At 68.9% G+C, this 18,065-nt stretch carries 17 protein-coding genes; 5 read left to right on the forward strand and 12 right to left on the reverse strand.

The window, feature by feature from the left end; genetic code table 11:
* Window positions 1-58 precede the first annotated feature (58 nt).
* Window positions 59-1,189, forward strand: coding sequence for a mannose-1-phosphate guanylyltransferase (locus tag D1J51_RS03460; RefSeq protein WP_119073774.1), 1,131 nt, complete (start codon window positions 59-61; stop codon window positions 1,187-1,189).
* Window positions 1,190-1,205: 16 nt separating this feature from the next.
* Here D1J51_RS03460 and D1J51_RS03465 read toward each other — a convergent pair whose 3' ends face one another.
* From D1J51_RS03465 to D1J51_RS03480, 5 genes are all read right to left on the reverse strand, one after another.
* On the reverse strand, window positions 1,206-1,367 hold the full coding sequence (locus D1J51_RS03465) for a hypothetical protein (RefSeq protein WP_240422842.1): 162 nt from the start codon (window positions 1,365-1,367) through the stop codon (window positions 1,206-1,208).
* 83 nt (window positions 1,368-1,450) lie between these two features.
* Window positions 1,451-1,765: a hypothetical protein gene (locus D1J51_RS17815; protein WP_162903643.1), complete on the reverse strand. Its 315-nt coding sequence runs from the start codon at window positions 1,763-1,765 to the stop codon at window positions 1,451-1,453.
* The gene (locus tag D1J51_RS03470; protein ID WP_119073776.1) at window positions 1,740-2,279 is read right to left on the reverse strand and encodes a hypothetical protein; all 540 of its coding nucleotides are present in this window, start codon (window positions 2,277-2,279) and stop codon (window positions 1,740-1,742) included. Before D1J51_RS03470 ends, D1J51_RS17815 begins: the two co-directional genes overlap by 26 nt.
* An 88-nt stretch (window positions 2,280-2,367) precedes the next feature.
* Window positions 2,368-3,090 (reverse strand): cache domain-containing protein, encoded by a 723-nt coding sequence (locus tag D1J51_RS03475; RefSeq protein WP_119073777.1) that lies wholly within the window; start codon window positions 3,088-3,090, stop codon window positions 2,368-2,370.
* Window positions 3,087-3,929, reverse strand: coding sequence for a FadR/GntR family transcriptional regulator (locus D1J51_RS03480; protein WP_119073778.1), 843 nt, complete (start codon window positions 3,927-3,929; stop codon window positions 3,087-3,089). Before D1J51_RS03480 ends, D1J51_RS03475 begins: the two co-directional genes overlap by 4 nt.
* 175 nt (window positions 3,930-4,104) lie before the next feature.
* On the opposite strand from D1J51_RS03480, the gene D1J51_RS03485 reads away from it, so the two are divergent.
* The 4 genes from D1J51_RS03485 to D1J51_RS03500 all read left to right on the forward strand — a co-directional run bounded on the left by D1J51_RS03485 (window position 4,105) and on the right by D1J51_RS03500 (window position 8,269).
* A complete protein-coding gene (locus D1J51_RS03485) occupies window positions 4,105-5,187 on the forward strand; it encodes an ABC transporter ATP-binding protein (RefSeq protein ID WP_119073860.1) in 1,083 nt (360 codons plus the stop codon).
* A gap of 73 nt (window positions 5,188-5,260) precedes the next feature.
* A complete protein-coding gene (locus D1J51_RS03490; protein WP_119073861.1) occupies window positions 5,261-6,445 on the forward strand; it encodes an extracellular solute-binding protein in 1,185 nt (394 codons plus the stop codon).
* Between the two features lie 101 nt (window positions 6,446-6,546).
* Window positions 6,547-7,434 carry an ABC transporter permease gene (locus D1J51_RS03495; RefSeq protein ID WP_119073779.1) on the forward strand — a complete coding sequence of 296 codons (888 nt, stop codon included), beginning with the start codon at window positions 6,547-6,549 and terminating at the stop codon, window positions 7,432-7,434.
* A gap of 25 nt (window positions 7,435-7,459) precedes the next feature.
* Window positions 7,460-8,269: an ABC transporter permease gene (locus D1J51_RS03500; protein ID WP_119073780.1), complete on the forward strand. Its 810-nt coding sequence runs from the start codon at window positions 7,460-7,462 to the stop codon at window positions 8,267-8,269.
* A gap of 24 nt (window positions 8,270-8,293) precedes the next feature.
* Here the strand turns inward: D1J51_RS03500 and D1J51_RS03505 are convergent, their stop codons facing one another.
* The 7 genes from D1J51_RS03505 to D1J51_RS03535 all read right to left on the reverse strand — a co-directional run bounded on the left by D1J51_RS03505 (window position 8,294) and on the right by D1J51_RS03535 (window position 18,064).
* Entirely contained in the window at window positions 8,294-9,688 is a 1,395-nt protein-coding gene (locus D1J51_RS03505; protein ID WP_119073781.1) for a purine-cytosine permease family protein, read from the reverse strand.
* An 11-nt stretch (window positions 9,689-9,699) separates the two neighbouring features.
* Complete coding sequence (locus tag D1J51_RS03510) at window positions 9,700-11,367, reverse strand: amidohydrolase (RefSeq protein WP_119073782.1); 1,668 nt, start codon at window positions 11,365-11,367, stop codon at window positions 9,700-9,702.
* A gap of 4 nt (window positions 11,368-11,371) precedes the next feature.
* The gene (locus D1J51_RS03515; protein WP_119073783.1) at window positions 11,372-12,832 is read right to left on the reverse strand and encodes a peptide MFS transporter; all 1,461 of its coding nucleotides are present in this window, start codon (window positions 12,830-12,832) and stop codon (window positions 11,372-11,374) included.
* A 131-nt stretch (window positions 12,833-12,963) separates the two neighbouring features.
* On the reverse strand, window positions 12,964-14,400 hold the full coding sequence (locus tag D1J51_RS03520; RefSeq protein WP_119073784.1) for an aspartate aminotransferase family protein: 1,437 nt from the start codon (window positions 14,398-14,400) through the stop codon (window positions 12,964-12,966).
* A gap of 253 nt (window positions 14,401-14,653) precedes the next feature.
* Window positions 14,654-16,144 carry an aldehyde dehydrogenase family protein gene (locus tag D1J51_RS03525; protein WP_119073862.1) on the reverse strand — a complete coding sequence of 497 codons (1,491 nt, stop codon included), beginning with the start codon at window positions 16,142-16,144 and terminating at the stop codon, window positions 14,654-14,656.
* A gap of 62 nt (window positions 16,145-16,206) precedes the next feature.
* Window positions 16,207-17,391, reverse strand: coding sequence for a M20 family metallopeptidase (locus D1J51_RS03530; RefSeq protein WP_119073785.1), 1,185 nt, complete (start codon window positions 17,389-17,391; stop codon window positions 16,207-16,209).
* On the reverse strand, window positions 17,384-18,064 hold the full coding sequence (locus D1J51_RS03535) for a DUF1028 domain-containing protein (RefSeq protein ID WP_119073786.1): 681 nt from the start codon (window positions 18,062-18,064) through the stop codon (window positions 17,384-17,386). The genes D1J51_RS03530 and D1J51_RS03535 overlap by 8 nt, the downstream gene beginning before the upstream one ends.
* Window position 18,065 lies beyond the last annotated feature (1 nt).

Here is an 18,065-nt window from a genome sequence, read left to right on the forward strand (position 1 = left end):
GCGAGTGCGACCCCGCCCGCCTCGCCTCGGGCCCGGGCCGGACAGTAGGCTGACAGTCATGACCGAGAGTGCTGATCACGCGACCTCCATGAACCGCTTCACCTGCGTCATTCCCGCGGGCGGCGTCGGTTCCCGGCTCTGGCCGCTGTCGCGCGCCAACGCCCCGAAGTTCCTGCTCGACCTCACCGGCTCGGGCGACTCCCTGCTGCGCGCCACGTGGAACCGCCTCGCGCCCGTCGCCCCGCCCGAGCGCGTGCTGGTCGTCACCGGCGTCTCCCACCGGGACTCCGTGGCGCAGCAACTGCCCGAACTGCTGCCCGAGAACCTCATCACCGAGAGCGAGCCCAAGGACTCCTCGGCCGCCATCGGCCTCGCCGCGGCGCTCCTCGAGCTGCGCGACCCCGACGCGATCCTCGGGTCCTTCGCCGCCGACCACGTGATCCGCGGCGAAGTGCTCTTCCAGCGGGCCGTCACCACCGCTGTGCAGGCTGCGGATCAGGGCTACATCGCAACGATCGGGATCCACCCCTCCCACCCCGCGACCGGCTTCGGCTACATCTCCTGCGGCAAGGCCCGCGGCGACCTGGCGCCGTTCGACGTCTACGACGTGAACGAGTTCGTGGAGAAGCCCGACGCCGCACAGGCCGGCGAGTACCTGGCGAGCGGCGGCTACCTCTGGAACGCCGGCATGTTCATCGCGCGCGCGACCGTGCTGCTCGACCAGATGGCCCAGGCCGAGCCCGAACTGGTGCGCGCGCTGCGCGAGATCGCCGCGGCCTGGGACACCGAGCGGGGCGCCGAGGTGCGCGAACGGCTGTGGCCGACGCTGCCGAAGATCGCGATCGACTACACGGTGGCCGAGCCCGCGGCCGCCGCGGGGAAGATGGTGTGCATCGCCGCCCACTTCGACTGGGACGACGTGGGCGACTTCGCCTCCGTGGCCAACCTGCTGACCCGGGGCCGGGGCAGCGACCTCGCCGTGCTCGGCGACGGAGCGCAGGTGCTCTCCGACGCCTCGAGCGGCATCGTCGTCTCGGAGAGCGACCGCATCGTCGCCCTCGTGGGCGTCGAGGACGTCGTGGTGGTGGACACCGCCGACGTGCTGCTGGTCACCTCGAAGAGCCGCGCTCAGGACGTCAAGAACCTCGTGAACCGGATGAAGCTGGCCGGCGGCGGTCACCTGCTCTGATCTGCGACGGCAGAACTCACGCGGCAATCGGCAGGAGAGAGAACTCCGCTTCTCGCTCACGACCACCGAAGTAGCGCGAGTGGGTTTTCTTGATCGTCTCAAGGGAGTCCGCGATGAGCACCGCGATCTCGAAATCCGCACTCGCACGAAGTTCCTCGAGCCGGAACCGCTCGAGCATCGCTTCCCTCGCTCCGTTCTCCCCTTCGAAGGCTCGCACATACCAGTCGCCCGACGGACGATGGTACTCGACCAGAAAACCAGTCATCTCGCGCCTCCTCTCTCCAACTTCATTCTACGCAGATCGGCGTCGAGTTCCTGTAGGGTCCGGATGATCTCCAGTTCAGCGTCCTTCAGCTGCTTCCATGACCGTTCGACCTCGCTGAGACGCGCATCACGCGCTTGAAAGGATCCGTCAGGATCCTTCGCAGAGCCATTCACCAGATCGGTATCATAGGCATCCTTCGCCTGATCGAGTGGTGTGATCGCATCGACGGAGGTGTTGCGCAGTTGCTCAGTCAGGTTCCGCCCTGAGGCATCCTCCGGAAGTTCCTCATAATCTGATGTTCCGCCCGACAAGGTCGGCCAGACTTTCGTAGGCGTTCGCCCATACGCCCTGGCTTCTCGTGCGCACCTGCACCTCCACCCTCGCGGGCAGCCGCAGCCAGACGTGCACTGCCCGATATCCACTGTGCGGGCTCGACCGCAGGTCATGGATCGCGTGCTCCGACTCCTGCCCGTACATCCGCGCGATCTCCGCTGCGACCGCCGTCTGCTGGGACAAGGTCATCTCGGCTTCAAATCTCACTCCCGCGATATCCTGCACACTCGAGAGCGGGGTACTCCGGTCTCTCCGAAGCTTGTCCCTCAGCGTGTCGACGGTCTTCGCCCGCGCCGAGACCTCCAGTTTGCGATGGCCCAGCAGCTTACGCCAGTCGTAGCTCGAAAGCTTCCGCTGCACCTCCATGGCGAGCTCGGAGTACCAGAGTTCTACTTCGCTGTACGACGGAAAATCACCCGTGGGATCGCCTCCGTCGCGAATCCAGTAGCCCAGTCGTTTCAACTGGTTCGTGCTCCATGCAGGAGTTTCCATGTCACGATGCTATGCGTAGCCGACGACATTCTCGGGAGCGGTCCCGAGACGACTGCGCCTCGGTCAACCGACGGCGCCTCGCCGGACATCACTCCGAGGCGACGAGCGCGAACGGGTAGCGGTCGGAGCGCGCGACGCGCGCCGAGCCCGGGAGGCCGCCAATGCCGCCGTCGAACACGGCCTCCGCGAGACGGTCTCCGGTCTCGTAGGCCGGATCGTTCGAGACGACGACGCGGCCGCCCGCGTTGACGAGCGTCGCCTCGGCCAGCTCGCCCGCCTGCGGCAGCAAGGCGTTCTCGAGCGAAGCCACCAGCACGTCGGCGCAGATCACCCCGAGGAAGCGGTTCTCGTGCAGTACCGGGATCGAGGACGTGATGGTGATCTCGTTCGAGCAGAGGTAATCGACGAAGGGGCCGGCGACGTGCCGTCGGCCCGTTCCCCGCGGAACCCGGTACCATTCGAGGCGCACGAGGTCGATCGCCGCCTGCCCCGGCCCGAAGGTGGACGAGGCGAGGAGACTGCGCTCCGGCCCCTGCCACCAGGCCAGCGGATTGCCCTCCGAGACCAAGAGTTCGCTGGCGCAGTACCCGGCGCCGTAGAGCGGGCGGTCGGCCGTGTCGAGGATCCGATGGGCGTCGGGCTCGACGAGCGCTGCGAGCTGCGCCCCGGTCAGCCGCCCCTGCTCGAGCTGCCGAGCCATCCGGGCGGTCAGCCGGGGCAACCACGCCTCGAGCGGGGCGAAGACGCCGTCAAAGAACTCGTCGACCGCATCCATCGCGGCGCCGAGATCCCGAACCGCCTGCGTGCTCACCTGTCTCCCTCGTCGTCGAGGCCGGAGCCGGGCCTACCGGCTCTCCGTCGTGACTCAAGTGTGGCACGAAACGCCTCGTCCCGAGGATCCGCGAGCAGTTCGCCGCGGAATCGGACGAGCCAGCGCACCGACGTGCGAATGCTCTCCCGCACCGCGCCGCGCGCCGCCGCGATGTCCCCCTTCCGGGTGGCGGCCGTCTGGGCGACGAGCGCGTCGTGCGTCGCCAGGCGCGCCCGGTCGTCGAGATCCTGCAGCGCCAGCAGAGGCGTGAACTCGGTCTGCACGGTCACGTGCTCGTTGGTGAGGCGCACCGACTGGCTGAGCGCGGCGAGCTCGAGCTGCACCTCGGTGATGCGACGGCGCCAGACGTCGGGGGCGAGTTCGCGCGATTCCCCGAGCAGACGGTGCACGACGGCCAGCTCGTCGGAGGTGGCTCGCATGCACGCGTACTCGGCGCACGCGCTCGCGATCACCTCGTAATGCACGCCGAGGTCGGCGAGCGCGACGCGCGGCATCGTCATGAGCGCGCGAGCGTTCACCTCCTCGACCGCGCCGAGGCTCGTCCGCACGAAGCTTCCGCCGTTGCGCCCGCGGCGCGTCTCGATGAGCCCTCGGTGGCGCAGCGAGCCGAGCGCCTCGCGCACGGTGACGACCGCGACGCCGAGCAGCCCCGAGAGCTCGGTTTCGCTGGGCAGGCGCTCGCCCTCGATGAAGGCGCCGACCGAGATGGCCTGCACGATCCGGGCCTCGACGAGCTCGGTCCGCCCCTCCTCGCCGATGGGCGCGAACGCCGCGGTGCGCAGGCGGCTCGGAGGCGCCTGCCCGACGGTTGTGCTCACGCGCTCCTCCGATCCGTGGCCTGCATCGAGTGTGTCACGCCCGGCGTGAGGAATCGCTGAGCCGTGCGTGACCGAAATGTAATGCGTGGGAAACCGCCCCGCCCTTAAAACATATAAACACATATGTTATTGTTCAGGAACCGATTCGACACCGACGTTGAGGAGCATCGAGATCATGCGCCACACCAACCCCGCCGCGGGCACCGGCGCCACAGGCGACATCGCCGTCAGCGTGCAAGGCGTCCACAAGCAGTTCGGCGACCTCGTCGCGGTGAAGGAACTCGACATCGAGATCCGCGCGGGCGAGTTCTTCTCCATGCTGGGCCCCTCCGGATCCGGCAAGACGACCGTGCTGCGCATGATCGCCGGATTCGAGGAGCCGACCTCGGGCCGCATCCTGCTCCACGGCCAGGACGTCACCCGATCCGCCCCCTTCGACCGACAGGTCAACACGGTGTTCCAGGACTACGCGCTGTTTCCGCACCTGAGCATCACCGAGAACGTCGCCTACGGGCTCAGGGTTCGCGGGGTCTCCGGGACCGAGCGCGCCCGGCTGGTCTCCGAGGCGCTCGAGCAGGTGCAGCTGGCCCACGTCGCCGAGCGCCGCCCCTCGCAACTCTCGGGCGGCCAGCGACAGCGCATCGCGCTCGCACGCGCGTTGATCCTGCGCCCCAAAGTACTGCTGCTCGACGAGCCGCTCGGCGCACTCGACAAGCAACTGCGCGAGCAGATGCAGTTCGAGCTCAAGCAGATCCAGCGCGAGGTCGGCATCACCTTCATCTTCGTGACGCACGACCAGGAGGAGGCGCTCACGCTCTCCGACCGGGTAGCCGTGTTCAACGACGGCAGGATCGAGCAGGTCGGCAGCCCTCGCGACGTCTACGAGTTTCCCCGCACCGAGTTCGTGGCGGGCTTCCTCGGCATCACGAACCTGCTGAGCGGCGAGAACGCGCGCCGCATCCTCGGAGTCGGCACGCCGCACAGCGTGCGCCCCGAGCGCGTGCACCTCGTAGAGCCCACGGCGCCCGTCGAAGCGAGGACCGTGGCGCTCGGGGGCAGCGTCCTCGAGGCGGTGTACGCCGGCGCCCGCACGCGCTATCTCGTCGAGACCGAGCACGGCGTGCGCTTCATCTCCGAGCGGCAGAACAGCCAGACCCCGCGTACCGAGCCCGGCATCCGACGCGGCGACACGGTGAGCCTCCGCTTCGCGCGCGACCACGCGGTCGCCGTGCCGAGCGGCGCGGAGGCCCCGGCCTGACCGGATACCGCTCCGGCCGCCACCCCGTTCCACCGCTCGAAGACCCCAGCACCAGCACTACGAAGGAGTAATGATGAACAAGAAACTGCTCGCGCCGGCGGCCCTCGTTGCGGCGGTGGGCCTCGCGCTCTCGGGCTGCGCCAGCGGCGACGGAGGCGGCGGCGATGCCGCATCCGGAGGCCTCCAGATCGATGTGCCCGACGTGCCCATGATGAAGAAGCTCGGAGCCACCGAGAAAGAGCTCAACATCGTCGCCTGGTCCGGATTCGTCGAACCCGCCTGGGCCGACCGGTTCACCGCCGAGACCGGCTGCACGGTGAACCGCAAGGTCGCGGCGACCAGCGACGAAATGGTGACGCTCATGCGTACAGGGGAATACGACCTCGTCTCGGCGTCGGGCGACGCCAGCCTGCGCCTCATCGTCGACGGCAACGTGCAGCCGCTCAACACCGAGTTGATCCCGAACTTCGGCGACGACATCGTCGAGGGCATGAAGGGTCAGCTGTACGACACGCTCAACGGCAACGTCTACGGCATCCCGATCGGCCGCGGCGCCAACATCCTGCAGTACAACAGCGAGGTCGTGACCGATGATCCCACGAGCTGGGACGTCGTCTGGGAGAAGAACAGCCCCTACGCGGGCAAGATCGCCGCCTACGACAGCCCCATCTACATAGCCGACGCCGCGATCTACCTGATGGCCACGCAGCCCGATCTCGGCATCGAGAACCCCTACGCCCTCGACGAGAAGCAGCTCGCGGCGGCCGTCGACCTGCTGAAGCAGCAGAACGGCATGGTCTCCGAGTACTGGAACCCCACCACCAACGTCAGCTCCTTCACGGGCGGCAACTCCGTGGTCGGCACCTCGTGGGAGGTGCTGCGCAAGGCGACCGGCGACGAGAAGTTCAAGGGCGTGCTGCCCAAGGAGGGCTCGACCGGCTGGTCGGACGCCTGGATGCTCGCGACCGACGCCGCGAATCCCAACTGCGGCTACGCCTGGATGGACTACACCAGCTCGGCGGAGGTCAACGGCCAGATCGCGATGAACTTCGGCATGGCGCCCGCCAACGGCGCATTCTGCGACACCAGCGACGAGGCCAGGGCCCACTGCGACTACTACAACGCGACCGACGAGGAGTACTACAAGAAAGTGTGGTTCTGGACCACCCCGATCGAGCAGTGCCTCGACGGCCGCAAGGACGTGCAGTGCACCAGCTACCAGGACTGGACGGCCGCCTGGGCGACCGTCAAGGGCTAGGGATCCCCGATCCCGCCCCGCCCGGTGGCTCGGGCGCGGTCCAGTCCGCGCCCGAGCCACCGGCTCCCACCGCACACCGCACCCGTCAGCGAGGACACACCGTGAGCACCAAGACCGTTCTGGAACGCCGGCCGAAGCCGATCTCGACAGCGCTCCACCGCCACCCGAGGGGGCGCCTCGCCTCTCTGCTGACGCTGCCCATGGCCTGGCTGGTGGGCGTGTACATCCTGTCGCTCTCGCTCATGCTCATCACTGCGTTCTGGACCACCGACCCCTTCACCTCCCGCGTCAAGCCGGGCTTCACGCTCGAGAACTTCGAGCAGATCCTCACCGTCCCCGCCTTCGTATCCACCGCGCTGCGCACGCTCGGGATCGCGCTCGCGGTGACCCTCATCAGCGCCGCGTTCTCGATCCCGCTCGCGGTGTTCATGGCGAAGGTCGCCGCGCCGTCCCTGCGCGCCGCGCTCGCGGTGCTCATCACCCTGCCCCTGTGGGCGGGGTACCTCGTGAAGATCATCGGCATGCGGCTCGTCTGGACGGAGGAGGGCTTCTTCAACTGGTCGCTCTCCGTGTTCGGCGTGAGGGGGCCGGGGTTCGGGATCGCGGCCACGATCCTCACCCTCGTCTACCTCTGGTTCCCGTATATGGCGATTCCGGTATACGCCGCCGTATCCCAGATCCCGGCGAATCTGTTCGACGCATCCTCAGACCTCGGCGCGAGCGGTTTCCGCACCATCCGCACCGTCGTCGCTCCGCTGCTGATGCCCTCGCTCATCGCAGGTTCCGTCTTCACCTTCTCGCTCAGCCTCGGCGACTACATCGCCGCCATGTACGTCGGCGGGTCAGACACGCAGATGATCGGCAGCGTCATCGCCCAGAACATCAACCTCAACCCGCCGCTCGCGGCGGCCTTCTCGATCGTGCCGATCGTGCTCGTCGTCGTCTACCTGACCGCCGTGCGCCGCACCGGCGCCCTCGACAACATCTAGCCGGAAGCCGCAAGGGAGAACCGCCATGCTCCGACTGAGCCGCACCACCAAGATCGTGCTCGCGATCATCACCCTGATCGTGCTCGGGTTCATGTACATCCCGCTGTTCGTGATCGTCATGAACTCGTTCAACTCGAGTCGCGTCGCGGGCTGGCCGATCCCGGGCTTCTCCCTCGAGTGGTGGGGCAAGGCGCTCACCAATCCGGCCGTGCACGCCGCCCTGCTCAACTCGGTCGTCGTGGCAGCCGTCGCGACCGCCATCGCGCTCGTGCTGGGCACCCTCGCCGCGTTCGCGCTGCAGCGCTTCGCGTTCTTCGGCCGGCACACGGTGAACCTGCTCATCGTGCTGCCCATCACGCTGCCCGGCATCGTCACCGGCGTGGCGCTGTCGAACACGTTCTACCAGGTGCTGAAGCCCATGGGCGTCTCCGTCGGCTACTGGGGCATGATCATCGCGCACGCGACCTTCACGGTGGTGATGGTGTTCAACAACGTGATCGCGCGCCTGCGCCGCATGAGCCCCAACCTCGAGGAGGCCTCGATGGACCTGGGCGCCGGCATCGGCCAGACGTTCCGCCTCGTCACCTTCCCGCAGTTCCGCAGCGCCTTCATCGCGGGCGGCCTGCTCGCCTTCGCGCTCTCCTTCGACGAGATCGTGGTCACCATCTTCACCGCCCCGCCCGGCGTCGAGACCCTGCCCCTGTGGATCATGAACCAGATGGCGCGCCCCAACGAGGTCAACCAGGTGAACGTCGTGGCGACCGTCATGATCCTGCTGTCGCTGATCCCGGTCTACTTCTCGCAGAGGGCCTCCGCCGCGGGAGACCCGAGGTAGACCGGGATCGGAGCTCCAGGGTTCCTACCCCTGCAGCACGGCACGCTTCGCCGCGGCGGAGCGCACGAGCAGGAGATACACGGCCGCCGTCACCACGAAGCCCACCAACCAGGCGATGTCGATGTACTGCAGCGGCTCGGCCAGGGGACCGGTGAAGATCGGCGTGATCATGAAGGGCACCTGCGCGACGAGGCCGACGCCGTAGCTGGCGAGGCCGACGCCGTTCCACTTGCCGTACTTGCCGCCGTCGGGGGCGAAGAGGTCGCCGATCGAGTACTCGCCCTTGCGCACGATGAAGTAGTCGGCCAGGTTGATCGCCGACCACGGGATCAGCACGTAGAGCAGCAGCGTCAGGAAGCTCTCGAACATCGTCATGAAGTCGCCCTGGCCGAGCAGCGCGATCGCCGTGGCGACTGCACCGCACACGACCGTTGTCCAGACCCGGGTGCCGGAGGTGATGACGGTCTTGAAGTTCGACTGCATCACCGTCAGCGCGTTCATCACGGCCGAGTAGAGCTCCACGCCGTTGATGAGGGCCGAGCTCACGGCGAACACGATGAGCACCACCATGCCGATCGGGCCGAGGTACTCTCCGAGCGCGGCGAGCGGGTTCTCCGGGTTGGCGGCGCCGAGCAGCACGCCCAGGCTCATCACGAACACCGAACTGCCCACCAGGCCGAGGTAGGTGCCCCAGAACGCCGCCTTGGGGCCGGTGCCCTTCGGCAGATAGCGCGTGTAGTCGGAGACATAGGGGGCGTATGCCAGCTGCCAGACGATGCCGATCGCGAGCATCGCGAAGAACCCCTCGAAGGTGAAGGCTGCCTCGGCCCGCTGCGAGGTCACCTCGGGTTTCGTCCAGAAGAGGATCATCGAAACCGCCACCGCCAGGCCGATGACGATCGAGAGCCACGCCATGGTCTTGCTGAGCAGCTCGTAGCCGAACACGCAGAGCACCACGCCGACCGCCCCGAAGCCGATGATCGCCAGCGTGCTGTTGAACTCGGGGAAGACCGCGAGCAGCGAATCCTTGGCGACGATGAGGATGCTCGCGAAGAAGCCCATGAACATGATGAACGCGATGAGCGCGAAGAGGCTCGCCCCCAGGTAGCCGAACTGCGCCCGGGCCTGCAGCATCTGCGGGATGCCGAGGTGCGGCCCCTGCGAGGCGTGCAGCGCCGAGCCGAAGGCGCCGATGACGTTGCCCGCGAGGATCGCGACGATGCTCCAGCCGATCGGCAGGCCGTAGGATCCGCTCGCGACGGCGCCCGTGATGACGGTGAGCGGCATCATGTTGAGGCTGATCCATATGGCGGCGAGCGACCAGTTGGTGCCGCTGCGCTCGTTCTCGGGGATCGGCAGGATGTGCTGCTGCTCGAACTTCTTGAAGGTCTTCGTGACGACCGGTGGTTCGTTGGACATGGTTCTCTCTCCTATGAGTGGCTCTGTCGGGATGAGGAGGCGCCGGGTCGTTCGTAGACGGTGGCGCCCCCGAGGATCGTGCGCGCGACCCGCAGGCGGTCGAAGCTTTCCTCGCCGTCGATCGGGCCCGTCAGGATCACGAGGTCGGCGAGCTTCCCCGCCTCGAGGCTCCCCGTGTCCGTCGCGTTCCCCGAGATCTCGGCCGAGCCCAGGGTGTAGGCCCTGAGTGCGGTCTCGATGTCGAGGCGCTCGTTCGGCTGAGCGGGCACTCGCGATTCCGCGTTGAGCGCGTGGACGTCCGCCGCGGGAGCCGTGCGCGTGCACGCGGTGTGCAGGCCCCAGAGCGGATCGGGACTCGTGACGGGCCAGTCGCTCCCCATCGCCAGGTGGGCTCCCGCGGCGTGAAGGGATCCGAAGGCGAAGTGCCATCGCGCCCGCTCGGGACCGATGAGCGGGAACTTCCGCTCGAGGATCTCCTGGTCGTCGCGCGCCCACAGGGGCTGCAGGTTCGCGGTCACGCCGAGTTGCCGGAAGCGGGGCAGATCCGCGGGGTCGATCACGTCGATGTGCGCGATCTGGTGCGGCCGTCCGGCGCCGTTCCGCTCCCGCGCGCGGGCCACCGCGTCGAGGCACTCGCGCACCGCGCGATCCCCCACCCCGTGGAAGTGCACGCTCAGCCCCGCGGCATCCAGTCTCATGACGATATCCGCGAGATCGCCGGGCTCGATGACCGAGTCGCCCGAGATCTGGGGATGCACGCCCGTGTAAGGATCGACGAGCGCGGCGGTGCAGTTCTCGCACATGCCGTCCTGCATGATCTTGACGCTCTGCACGGCGAAGCCGCGGTCGCGCGCGTACTCGACTCGCGCGAGCACCTCGTCGAGGCGGTCGGGTCCGGCCCCCATCGGCCACCAGATTGAGCCGGAGACGCGGCCGCGCAGCGACCCGTCCGCCAGCGCGTCGAGGTACGCCGACAACCCGTCCGGGATCCCGAGTGCGCTCCCGAGAAGCGCATCGTGCCACCCTACGACGCCGAGCGAGAGAAGATGCTCTTGCGAGGCGAGCAGCGCCTCGGCCACTGCGCGCTCGTCGATCGCCGGGAGCAGATTCGTCACCAGCTCCGCGGCCGATTCGAAGAGCATGCCCGTGGCCTCGCCGGACTCGTCCCGCTCGATGTAGCCCGCATGCGGATCCGGCGTGCGCTCGTCGATGCCGGCCAGTTCCAAGGCTCGGCTGTTCACCCACACGCAGTGGTGGTCGTGGCTCGTGAACACCGCGGGCCGGTCCGGCACGAGACGGTCGAGCAGCGTCCGGTCGGGGAAGCCTCCGGGGAAGACGTCGCCGAACCAGCCCGAGCCGACGATCCAGGCATCCGAGCACGACGCCGCGAAGCCGGCGATCCGCTGCTCGTAGTCCTCCCTGTCGTGGATGTCGCCGAGGTCGCAGCCGAGCAGCTCCAGCCCGCCGGCGACCGGGTGCACGTGCGCGTCGTGGAAGCCCGGTAGCACCGCCGCGCCGCCCGCGTCGATCCGTTCGGTCCCGTCGCCGGCACGTGCGAGGATGTCCTCGTCGCTCCCGAGCGCCGAGATCCGCCCGTCCCGGATCGCGAGCGCCGTGAGCCCGCTCCGCGCGGGCAGCCACAGCTGCGCATTGCAGACGACGGCATCGTCGTGCGGCATGGCCTCAGGCCCCCTTCGCGGGCTTCGCGACGAACATGATCCCGGCGCACGCGGCCGCGATCCCGGCGCACAGCAGGAAGAACCCGATCTCGCTCATGCTGACGTAGAGCTGGCCGAGATACCCCGAGAGGCTCGCGCCGAGCGAGAGCGTGAGGCCCGCGAGGGCCATCATCTGCGCGTTGAACGCCCGCGGCGCGTGCTTGCCGGCGGTGGACAGGAACAGGGGGGCGAAGCTCACCTCGGAGATGCCCAGCAGCACCATGCCGACGATCACCGCGACGAGCGGGATCAGCCCGCTGAAGACCACCGGCAGCAGCGCGAACAGCAGGTAGGTCGCGGTCATGATCAGCATGCTGACACCGAGCTTCCGGTCCGCGCTCGGCGCGCCTGCGGGGTCGGCGGCCTCCCGCCGCTGCCACGCGCTCGCGATGAGCGGGCCGGCGATGATGCCGGTGATGACCTGGAAGACGCTGATGTAGGCCGCCGGGATCGTGATCGGTCCCATCGTGAGGTCGACGCGCTGATCGGCGTAGACCGCGAAGGTGGTGAAGAGCTGGAGGATCAGGGTCCAGGCGATCGTCGCGGTGATGAAGAACGGGATGAAGGCGAGCACCTTGCCGCGCTCCACGGCGTCGACCTTTCCCGAGCGGGACATCACCGCGAAGTAGAGGATGCTCACGAGGATCGCGGCGCCGATGACGTAGTTGTTGAGATTCGTCGTGGTGATGACTCCGACGAGCACGAGCACGACGATGAGCGCGATCGCGGCGATCACGACGACGAGCGCGCGGACTCCGGCCTGCGCGGTCAGCGGATTCGGCACGCGCTTCGCCTGCTCGGGCAGCGAGCGGAGACCGAGCGCGTAGCCGGCCAGCGCGAGCAGCATGCCGAACGCGGCGGCCGAGAAGCCCGCGTGGAAGCCGTAGGCCACCTGCAGCCAGCCGGTGACCATCGGACCGGCGAACGCGCCGATGAGCACGCCCGCGTAGTAGAGGGAGAATCCGACCTCGCGCTTGCGCGAGTACTCCTTCTGCTCGTAGACGTAGTTCATCATCGCGAGCACGTTCGGGAACAGCGCGCCCGTGCCGAGCACGATGAGGCCGAGACCCACGAGCAGGCCTCCGAGCCCCGATGTGACCGCGAGCGTGATGTGGCCGCTCATGACGACGACAGCACCGCCGGCCACCATGGTCCGTGCCGAGAAGACCCGGTCGCCCATCCAGGCGCCCACGGGCTGGCTGAGGTAGACCGCGCCGCCGTATGCTCCGGTGATGGCGAGCGCCTCGAACTCCGACAGGCCGAGGCCGCCGTCCGTGGCCGTGTAGTAGATGTAGTAGGCCAGGATCACCTGGATGCCGTAGAAGCTGAAGCGCTCCCACAGCTCGGTCCAGGACAGCGTCCACAGGGCGGCGGGCTGCCGTGGTCCCGCGATGGCCTTCCCCTCCACCAGTGCCTGCTCGGTCATCGTCAATCTCCTTTGAATGTGGTGATGCCTGGTGCCCGTCCGGCCCCGCAGCCGGGTCGTCGCTCGTCGGAACGGCTCGGGGCCAGGACCGGACGCGCGGTTGCGCGGGCCCCGCGCGGACGACGGATCGGCTACAGGCCGGCGCCGGCGCTCGCTATGGTGAAGGCGCGGTCCAGCAGATCGGCCAGCTCGTCGATGTCGGCGCGCGTCATCACGAGCGGCGGCGAGACCTGCACGAGGGGGTTGCCCTCGGCATCGATGGCGACGCGGCAGATGAGCCCCACCTCCACGAGCGCGGGGTTCAGGTGCTGCCCGACGAAGTCGCCTGCGCTGATCGGCTCGGCTTCCCAGCGCTTCGCCGCGTGATCCGTGACGAGCTCGAAACTGCGGTGGAAGCCGTCGCCGCGGAAGTCGCCGACGATTCGCGCGTGCTTCTGCGCGACATTCGTGAGCCGCTCCTCGAGGTATGGGCTCAGCTCGGCGACGTTCTCGACGACGCCCTCCCGCTCCATGATCTCGAGGTTCTTGAGCGCCGCCGCGCAGGCGACCGGGTGGCCACCGTAGGTGAGCGCGTGGTTGAACATGCCGACCGGGCCGTCGAGCACGGTCTCGATGATCCTGTCGCTCGCGATCACGCCGCCGAGGGGCATGTACGCCGAGGCGATGCCCTTCGCGAAGACGATCATGTCGGGCTGGAAGTCGTAGTGCTGCGAGCCGAACCAGCGGCCGAGGCGGCCGAAGCCGGTGATGACCTCGTCGGCGATCATGAGGATGCCGTACTTGTCGCAGAGGGCGCGCACGCCCGCGAAGTACTCGGGCGTCGGGGGCTTCAGGCTGCCGCCCGCGTTCTGCAGCGGCTCCATGATAATCGCCGCGATCGTGTCGGGCCCCTCCTGCACGATGAGCGACTCGAGCTCGCCGAGCAGGAACGCGGTGGTCTGCTCGGGGGTCTCGCCCTCGGGGCGGCGGTAGCGCTTCGTGTTGTGCGTGTGGCGCACGCCCGACATGAGCGGCTCGAACATGGAGCGCACGGCGGTCATGCCGTTGAGCGACATCGCACCGAAGCTGGTGCCGTGGTAGGCGACGCGGCGGGCGATGAACTTGTGGCGGCTGCCCTGGCCGATGGTCTGCTGGTACTGGCGGGCGAGCTTGATCGCCGCCTCGTTCGACTCGCCGCCACCCGAGGCGAAGAAGACGCGGTTGAGGTCGCCGGGGGCGAGCTTCGCGATCTTCTGGGCGAGCAGCGCCGCCGGCGGATGCGTGACGCTCCAGGTGGTCTGATAGGGCAGGGCGGCGAGCTGCTCGCGCACCGCATCGCCGACCTCGGCGCCGTAGGTGTAGCCGAGTTGCACGCAGAAGAGGCCGGCGAGGCCGTCGAAGTAGCGGCGGCCGCTCTCGTCGAACACCGAGCAGTGCTCACCGCGCACGAACACCGGCAGCTCGTCGTCGCGGTACTTGCTCGCGGGGGTGAAGTTCATCACCAGGTGGCGCTTCGCGATCTCCGCGAGACCGCTCGGAGTCTCCGAGACGGCATCGGCCAGGTCGATGGTTTCCTGCTGCAGAGTCATGATTCCCTCGTGTCCTCTCAGTCGGCTCTGACTGGGCGACGGAGCCGTTGCACACTCATCGTCACACCGGTCTGAGCATCTGTAAAATAGTGAAAATCTGTCTTGTTCATCTGTGGATCAGATCGAATTGGACGAGCGGCATCGGGGCTCGAGCGGTCTGCCCACCAGCCCCGCAAGCGCACCTCGTCGGTCGAACGAGCGCACTCCGCCGAGACCGGAGGCGGCCTCGGCGGAAGGGGCCGCGCAGGGGCACTCAGCCCCACTGCATCCAGGTGGTCTTGTAGTCGGTGTAGTTTTCGAGGGCGTGCACCGAGAGGTCGCGGCCGAAGCCGGACTGCTTGAAGCCGCCGAACGGCGTGGTGAAGCCGAGCGCGTCGACCGTATTCACCGACACGGTACCCGCGACGAGGCGCTGCGAGACGCGGTGCGCGCGGGCGAGGCTGCCGGTCCACAGCGAGGCGGCGAGGCCGTAGGGGGTCTCGTTGGCCCTGGCGATCGCCTCCTCCTCGGTGTCGAACGGCGTCACCACGGCGACGGGTCCGAAGATCTCGCGGGTGTGCACCTCGTGGTCGGCTGGCACGTCGGTGACGATCGTGGGTTCGATGAAGGCCCGGGATCCGCCGATCTCGGGACGGGTGCCGCCCGCGCGGATCGTGCCGTCGCGGCGCGCGTTCTCAATCGTCGCCCACACCGTGTCGGCGTGCGCCTCGGAGACGAGCGCCCCGATCCCGGTCTCGGGATCGAGCGGATCCCCCGGCGCGTAGGCCTTCGCCGCCTCGGCGTAGAGGCGCACGAACTCCTCGTAGACCTCGCGCTCCACGAAGATGCGCGAGTTGGCGGAGCAGACCTCGCCTTGGTTGTAGAAGCTGCCGAACGCGGCCTTCTCCGCGGCGAGCCGCAGGTCGTCGCAGTCGGCGAAGATCAGGTTCGAGCTCTTGCCGCCGGCCTCGAGGGCGAGGCGCTTCATGTTCGACTGGCCCGCGTACTGCTGCAGCTGCTTCGCCACCTCGGTCGAGCCCGTGAATGCGAGCATGTCGACGTCCTCGTGCGTGCCAAGGGCCCGGCCCACCGTGGAGCCGCGGCCCGTCACCACGTTCAGCACGCCGACGGGGATGCCCGCCTCGATCGCCAGCTCGGCGAGCAGCAGCGTGGAGTGCGAGGCCTCGACCGGCGGCTTCACCACGACGGTGTTGCCCGCGGCGAGCGCCGGGGCCAGCTTCCAGGTGGCGATCTCGAGCGGGTAGTTCCAGGCGACGATCACCGCGACGACGCCCAGGGGCTCGCGGGTGACGAGCGCGGTGGATCCCGGCGGCGTCACCGGGATGAGATCCTCCTGCTTCTCGATCGCCTCGGCGTAGAAGCGGTAGAGGGCCGCGGATCCCGGGGCGTCGATCGTCGACGACTCGCGCACCGGCTTGCCCATGTCTAGGCTGTCGTAGAGCGCGAACTCGTCGGCGCGCTGCTCAATGAGCCGCGCGAACTCGAGCAGGCGCTCGCGGCGGAAGCCGGCGCCGGCGCGCGACCAGGTGCCCGACTCGAAGGCCTCGCGCGCCGCTGCGACGGCCGCGTCGACGTCGGTCTCGTCGCAGGCGTGGATGCGGGAGATGAGCTCGCCCGTCGCCGGGTTGGTCTTCTCGATGGTCAGGCCCGAGCGCGCATCGACGCGCGCGCCGCCGATAACCGGGCGGCCGTCAAACTCGAGCGCGGCAGCGGCGGCCTGCCAGTCTGCGTAACTGCGGGTCATGTGTTCCTCTTTCGTGTGGTTCGGGATCCGTCCCTCGACGGGCTCGGGGGCGGCGTACGAGTTCACGGGGCGGTTTCGTTCCCCGAGCTCCCCGAGGGGAGCGAGGCCGCAGCGGATCGGCCGAGCGCCACGTCGAGCGCCGTCCAGGCGAGCGCGATGGCGCCGTCGCGCAGCGTCTGCTCGGCGACCGGGCCGACGCAGGCCTCGGCGAATGCGGGCTGGTGGTTGCTCGCCTCTCCTCCCACCCCGATGTAGGGGTGGATGGCGGCGACGATCTGCGACACGTTGCCCATGTCGGTCGACGCGCGATTCATGCTTGCGGCGACGGGGTCGACATCGAAGTCGCGGCCGAGCGCCAGGGCGTTCGCACGGTAGAGCTCGAGCGCCTCACCATCGGTGCGCATCTCGGCGTAGCGCTTGCTCTCCGGGGTCACGGTGAGCTTCGCGCCCGTCGCCAGCGCGCCCGCCTCGAAGCACTTGAGTACGCGCTCCTCGAGTTCGAGGAGCTGCTCCGTCGTATCGGCCCGCACGTACCAGCGACCCTCGGTGCGCTCCGGGATCGCGTTCGGCGCCTCGCCGCCGCGCGTCTGTACGCCGTGCACGCGTACGCCGGCCGGCAGCTGCTGCCGCAGCAGCGAGATCGCGAGCTGCGCGATCAGGAAGGCGTCGTTGGCGTTGATGCCGCGCTCTGGGTAGGCGGCTGCGTGCGCGGCCCGCCCGTCGTACCGCACGTGCCAGTGGGCCACGGCGAACGGGCGCGCCTCGGCGACGTCCACGGGAGCGGGATGCGCCATGAGCGCGAAGTCGAGCTCTCGGAACGCCCCGCGCTCGAGCAGCTCGATCTTGCCGCCGCCGCCCTCCTCGGCGGGCGTGCCGATCACCTCGACCGCGATGCCGAGCTCGCCCGCCACCTCGGCGAGCGCGATCGCGCCGCCCGCCGACATCGCCGAGATGAGGTTGTGCCCGCAGGCGTGCCCCAGCCCCGGCAGCGCGTCGTACTCGGCGAGGAAGCCGACCGTGAAGCCGTCTCCCGAGCCGAGCACCGCCCGGAAGGCGGTCTCGAGCCCCAGGTACGGCTGCTCGACGGCGAAGCCGTGCTCGGCGAGGAGGCCGGCGACGGCGGCCGAGGAGCGGTGCTCCCGCCAGCCGAGTTCGGGATCGTCGTGCAGCCGGTTCGAGAGCGCGACGAGCTCGCCGTCCACCCGCGAGACGCGCTCGGCGATCCGGCGCTTCAGCGCCTCACTCATCGCCGGGAACGCCGTACGAGGGGGCCACTGCCGGATCGATGCCGCGGTCGGTGTAGTCGTCCCGCTGCGGCAGCCACTCCTCCAGCACGCGGCCGAGGGCGCCGACCGGATCCTCGTCCACCCAGTCGACCCGCAGATCGGTCACCCGCCAGCCGGCGCTCGCGACCACCGAGATGCCGGCGGAGTGCACCGGGCCCTCCTCGCCGCCGGCGGCGACCGCCGCCCGCAGGGCTGCGTACAGCCGCTCTTCGATGCGCCCGCTCGCGGAGAGCGCGGTGTCTACGAGGGCGTCGAGCACGTCGAGACTCGCGAGCATGTTTCCGCCCGCGACCGCGTTCTCACGGGTCGCCGAGCCGAAGATGCCGAGCGCGCGGCCGCCGGAGTGGACGGCGGCGCGACCCGCGCTGTCGAGCACCAGCAGCTGCCGGTAGTCGATGGTCCCGGGGTCGGCCGCTGCGACCACGGCGTCGAGCGCCTGCTGCGCCGAGGATCCTGATCGCAGCTGCTCGATGAGGGCCGGGCCGAGCCGCGGGTCGGTCACGTTCTGGGAGTTGGCGCCGCCGATGCCGTCGGCGAGGTTGAGGCAGCGCGCGGCGACCGCGGGCGAGGACGAGGAGATCGCCGAGCCGAACTCGCCGGTCTCGGGATCGCGGAGGATGAGCGAGAAGGTCACG

Source organism: Leucobacter sp. wl10, from assembly GCF_003569785.1.
In the GTDB taxonomy this organism is placed as follows: Bacteria; Actinomycetota; Actinomycetes; order Actinomycetales; family Microbacteriaceae; genus Leucobacter.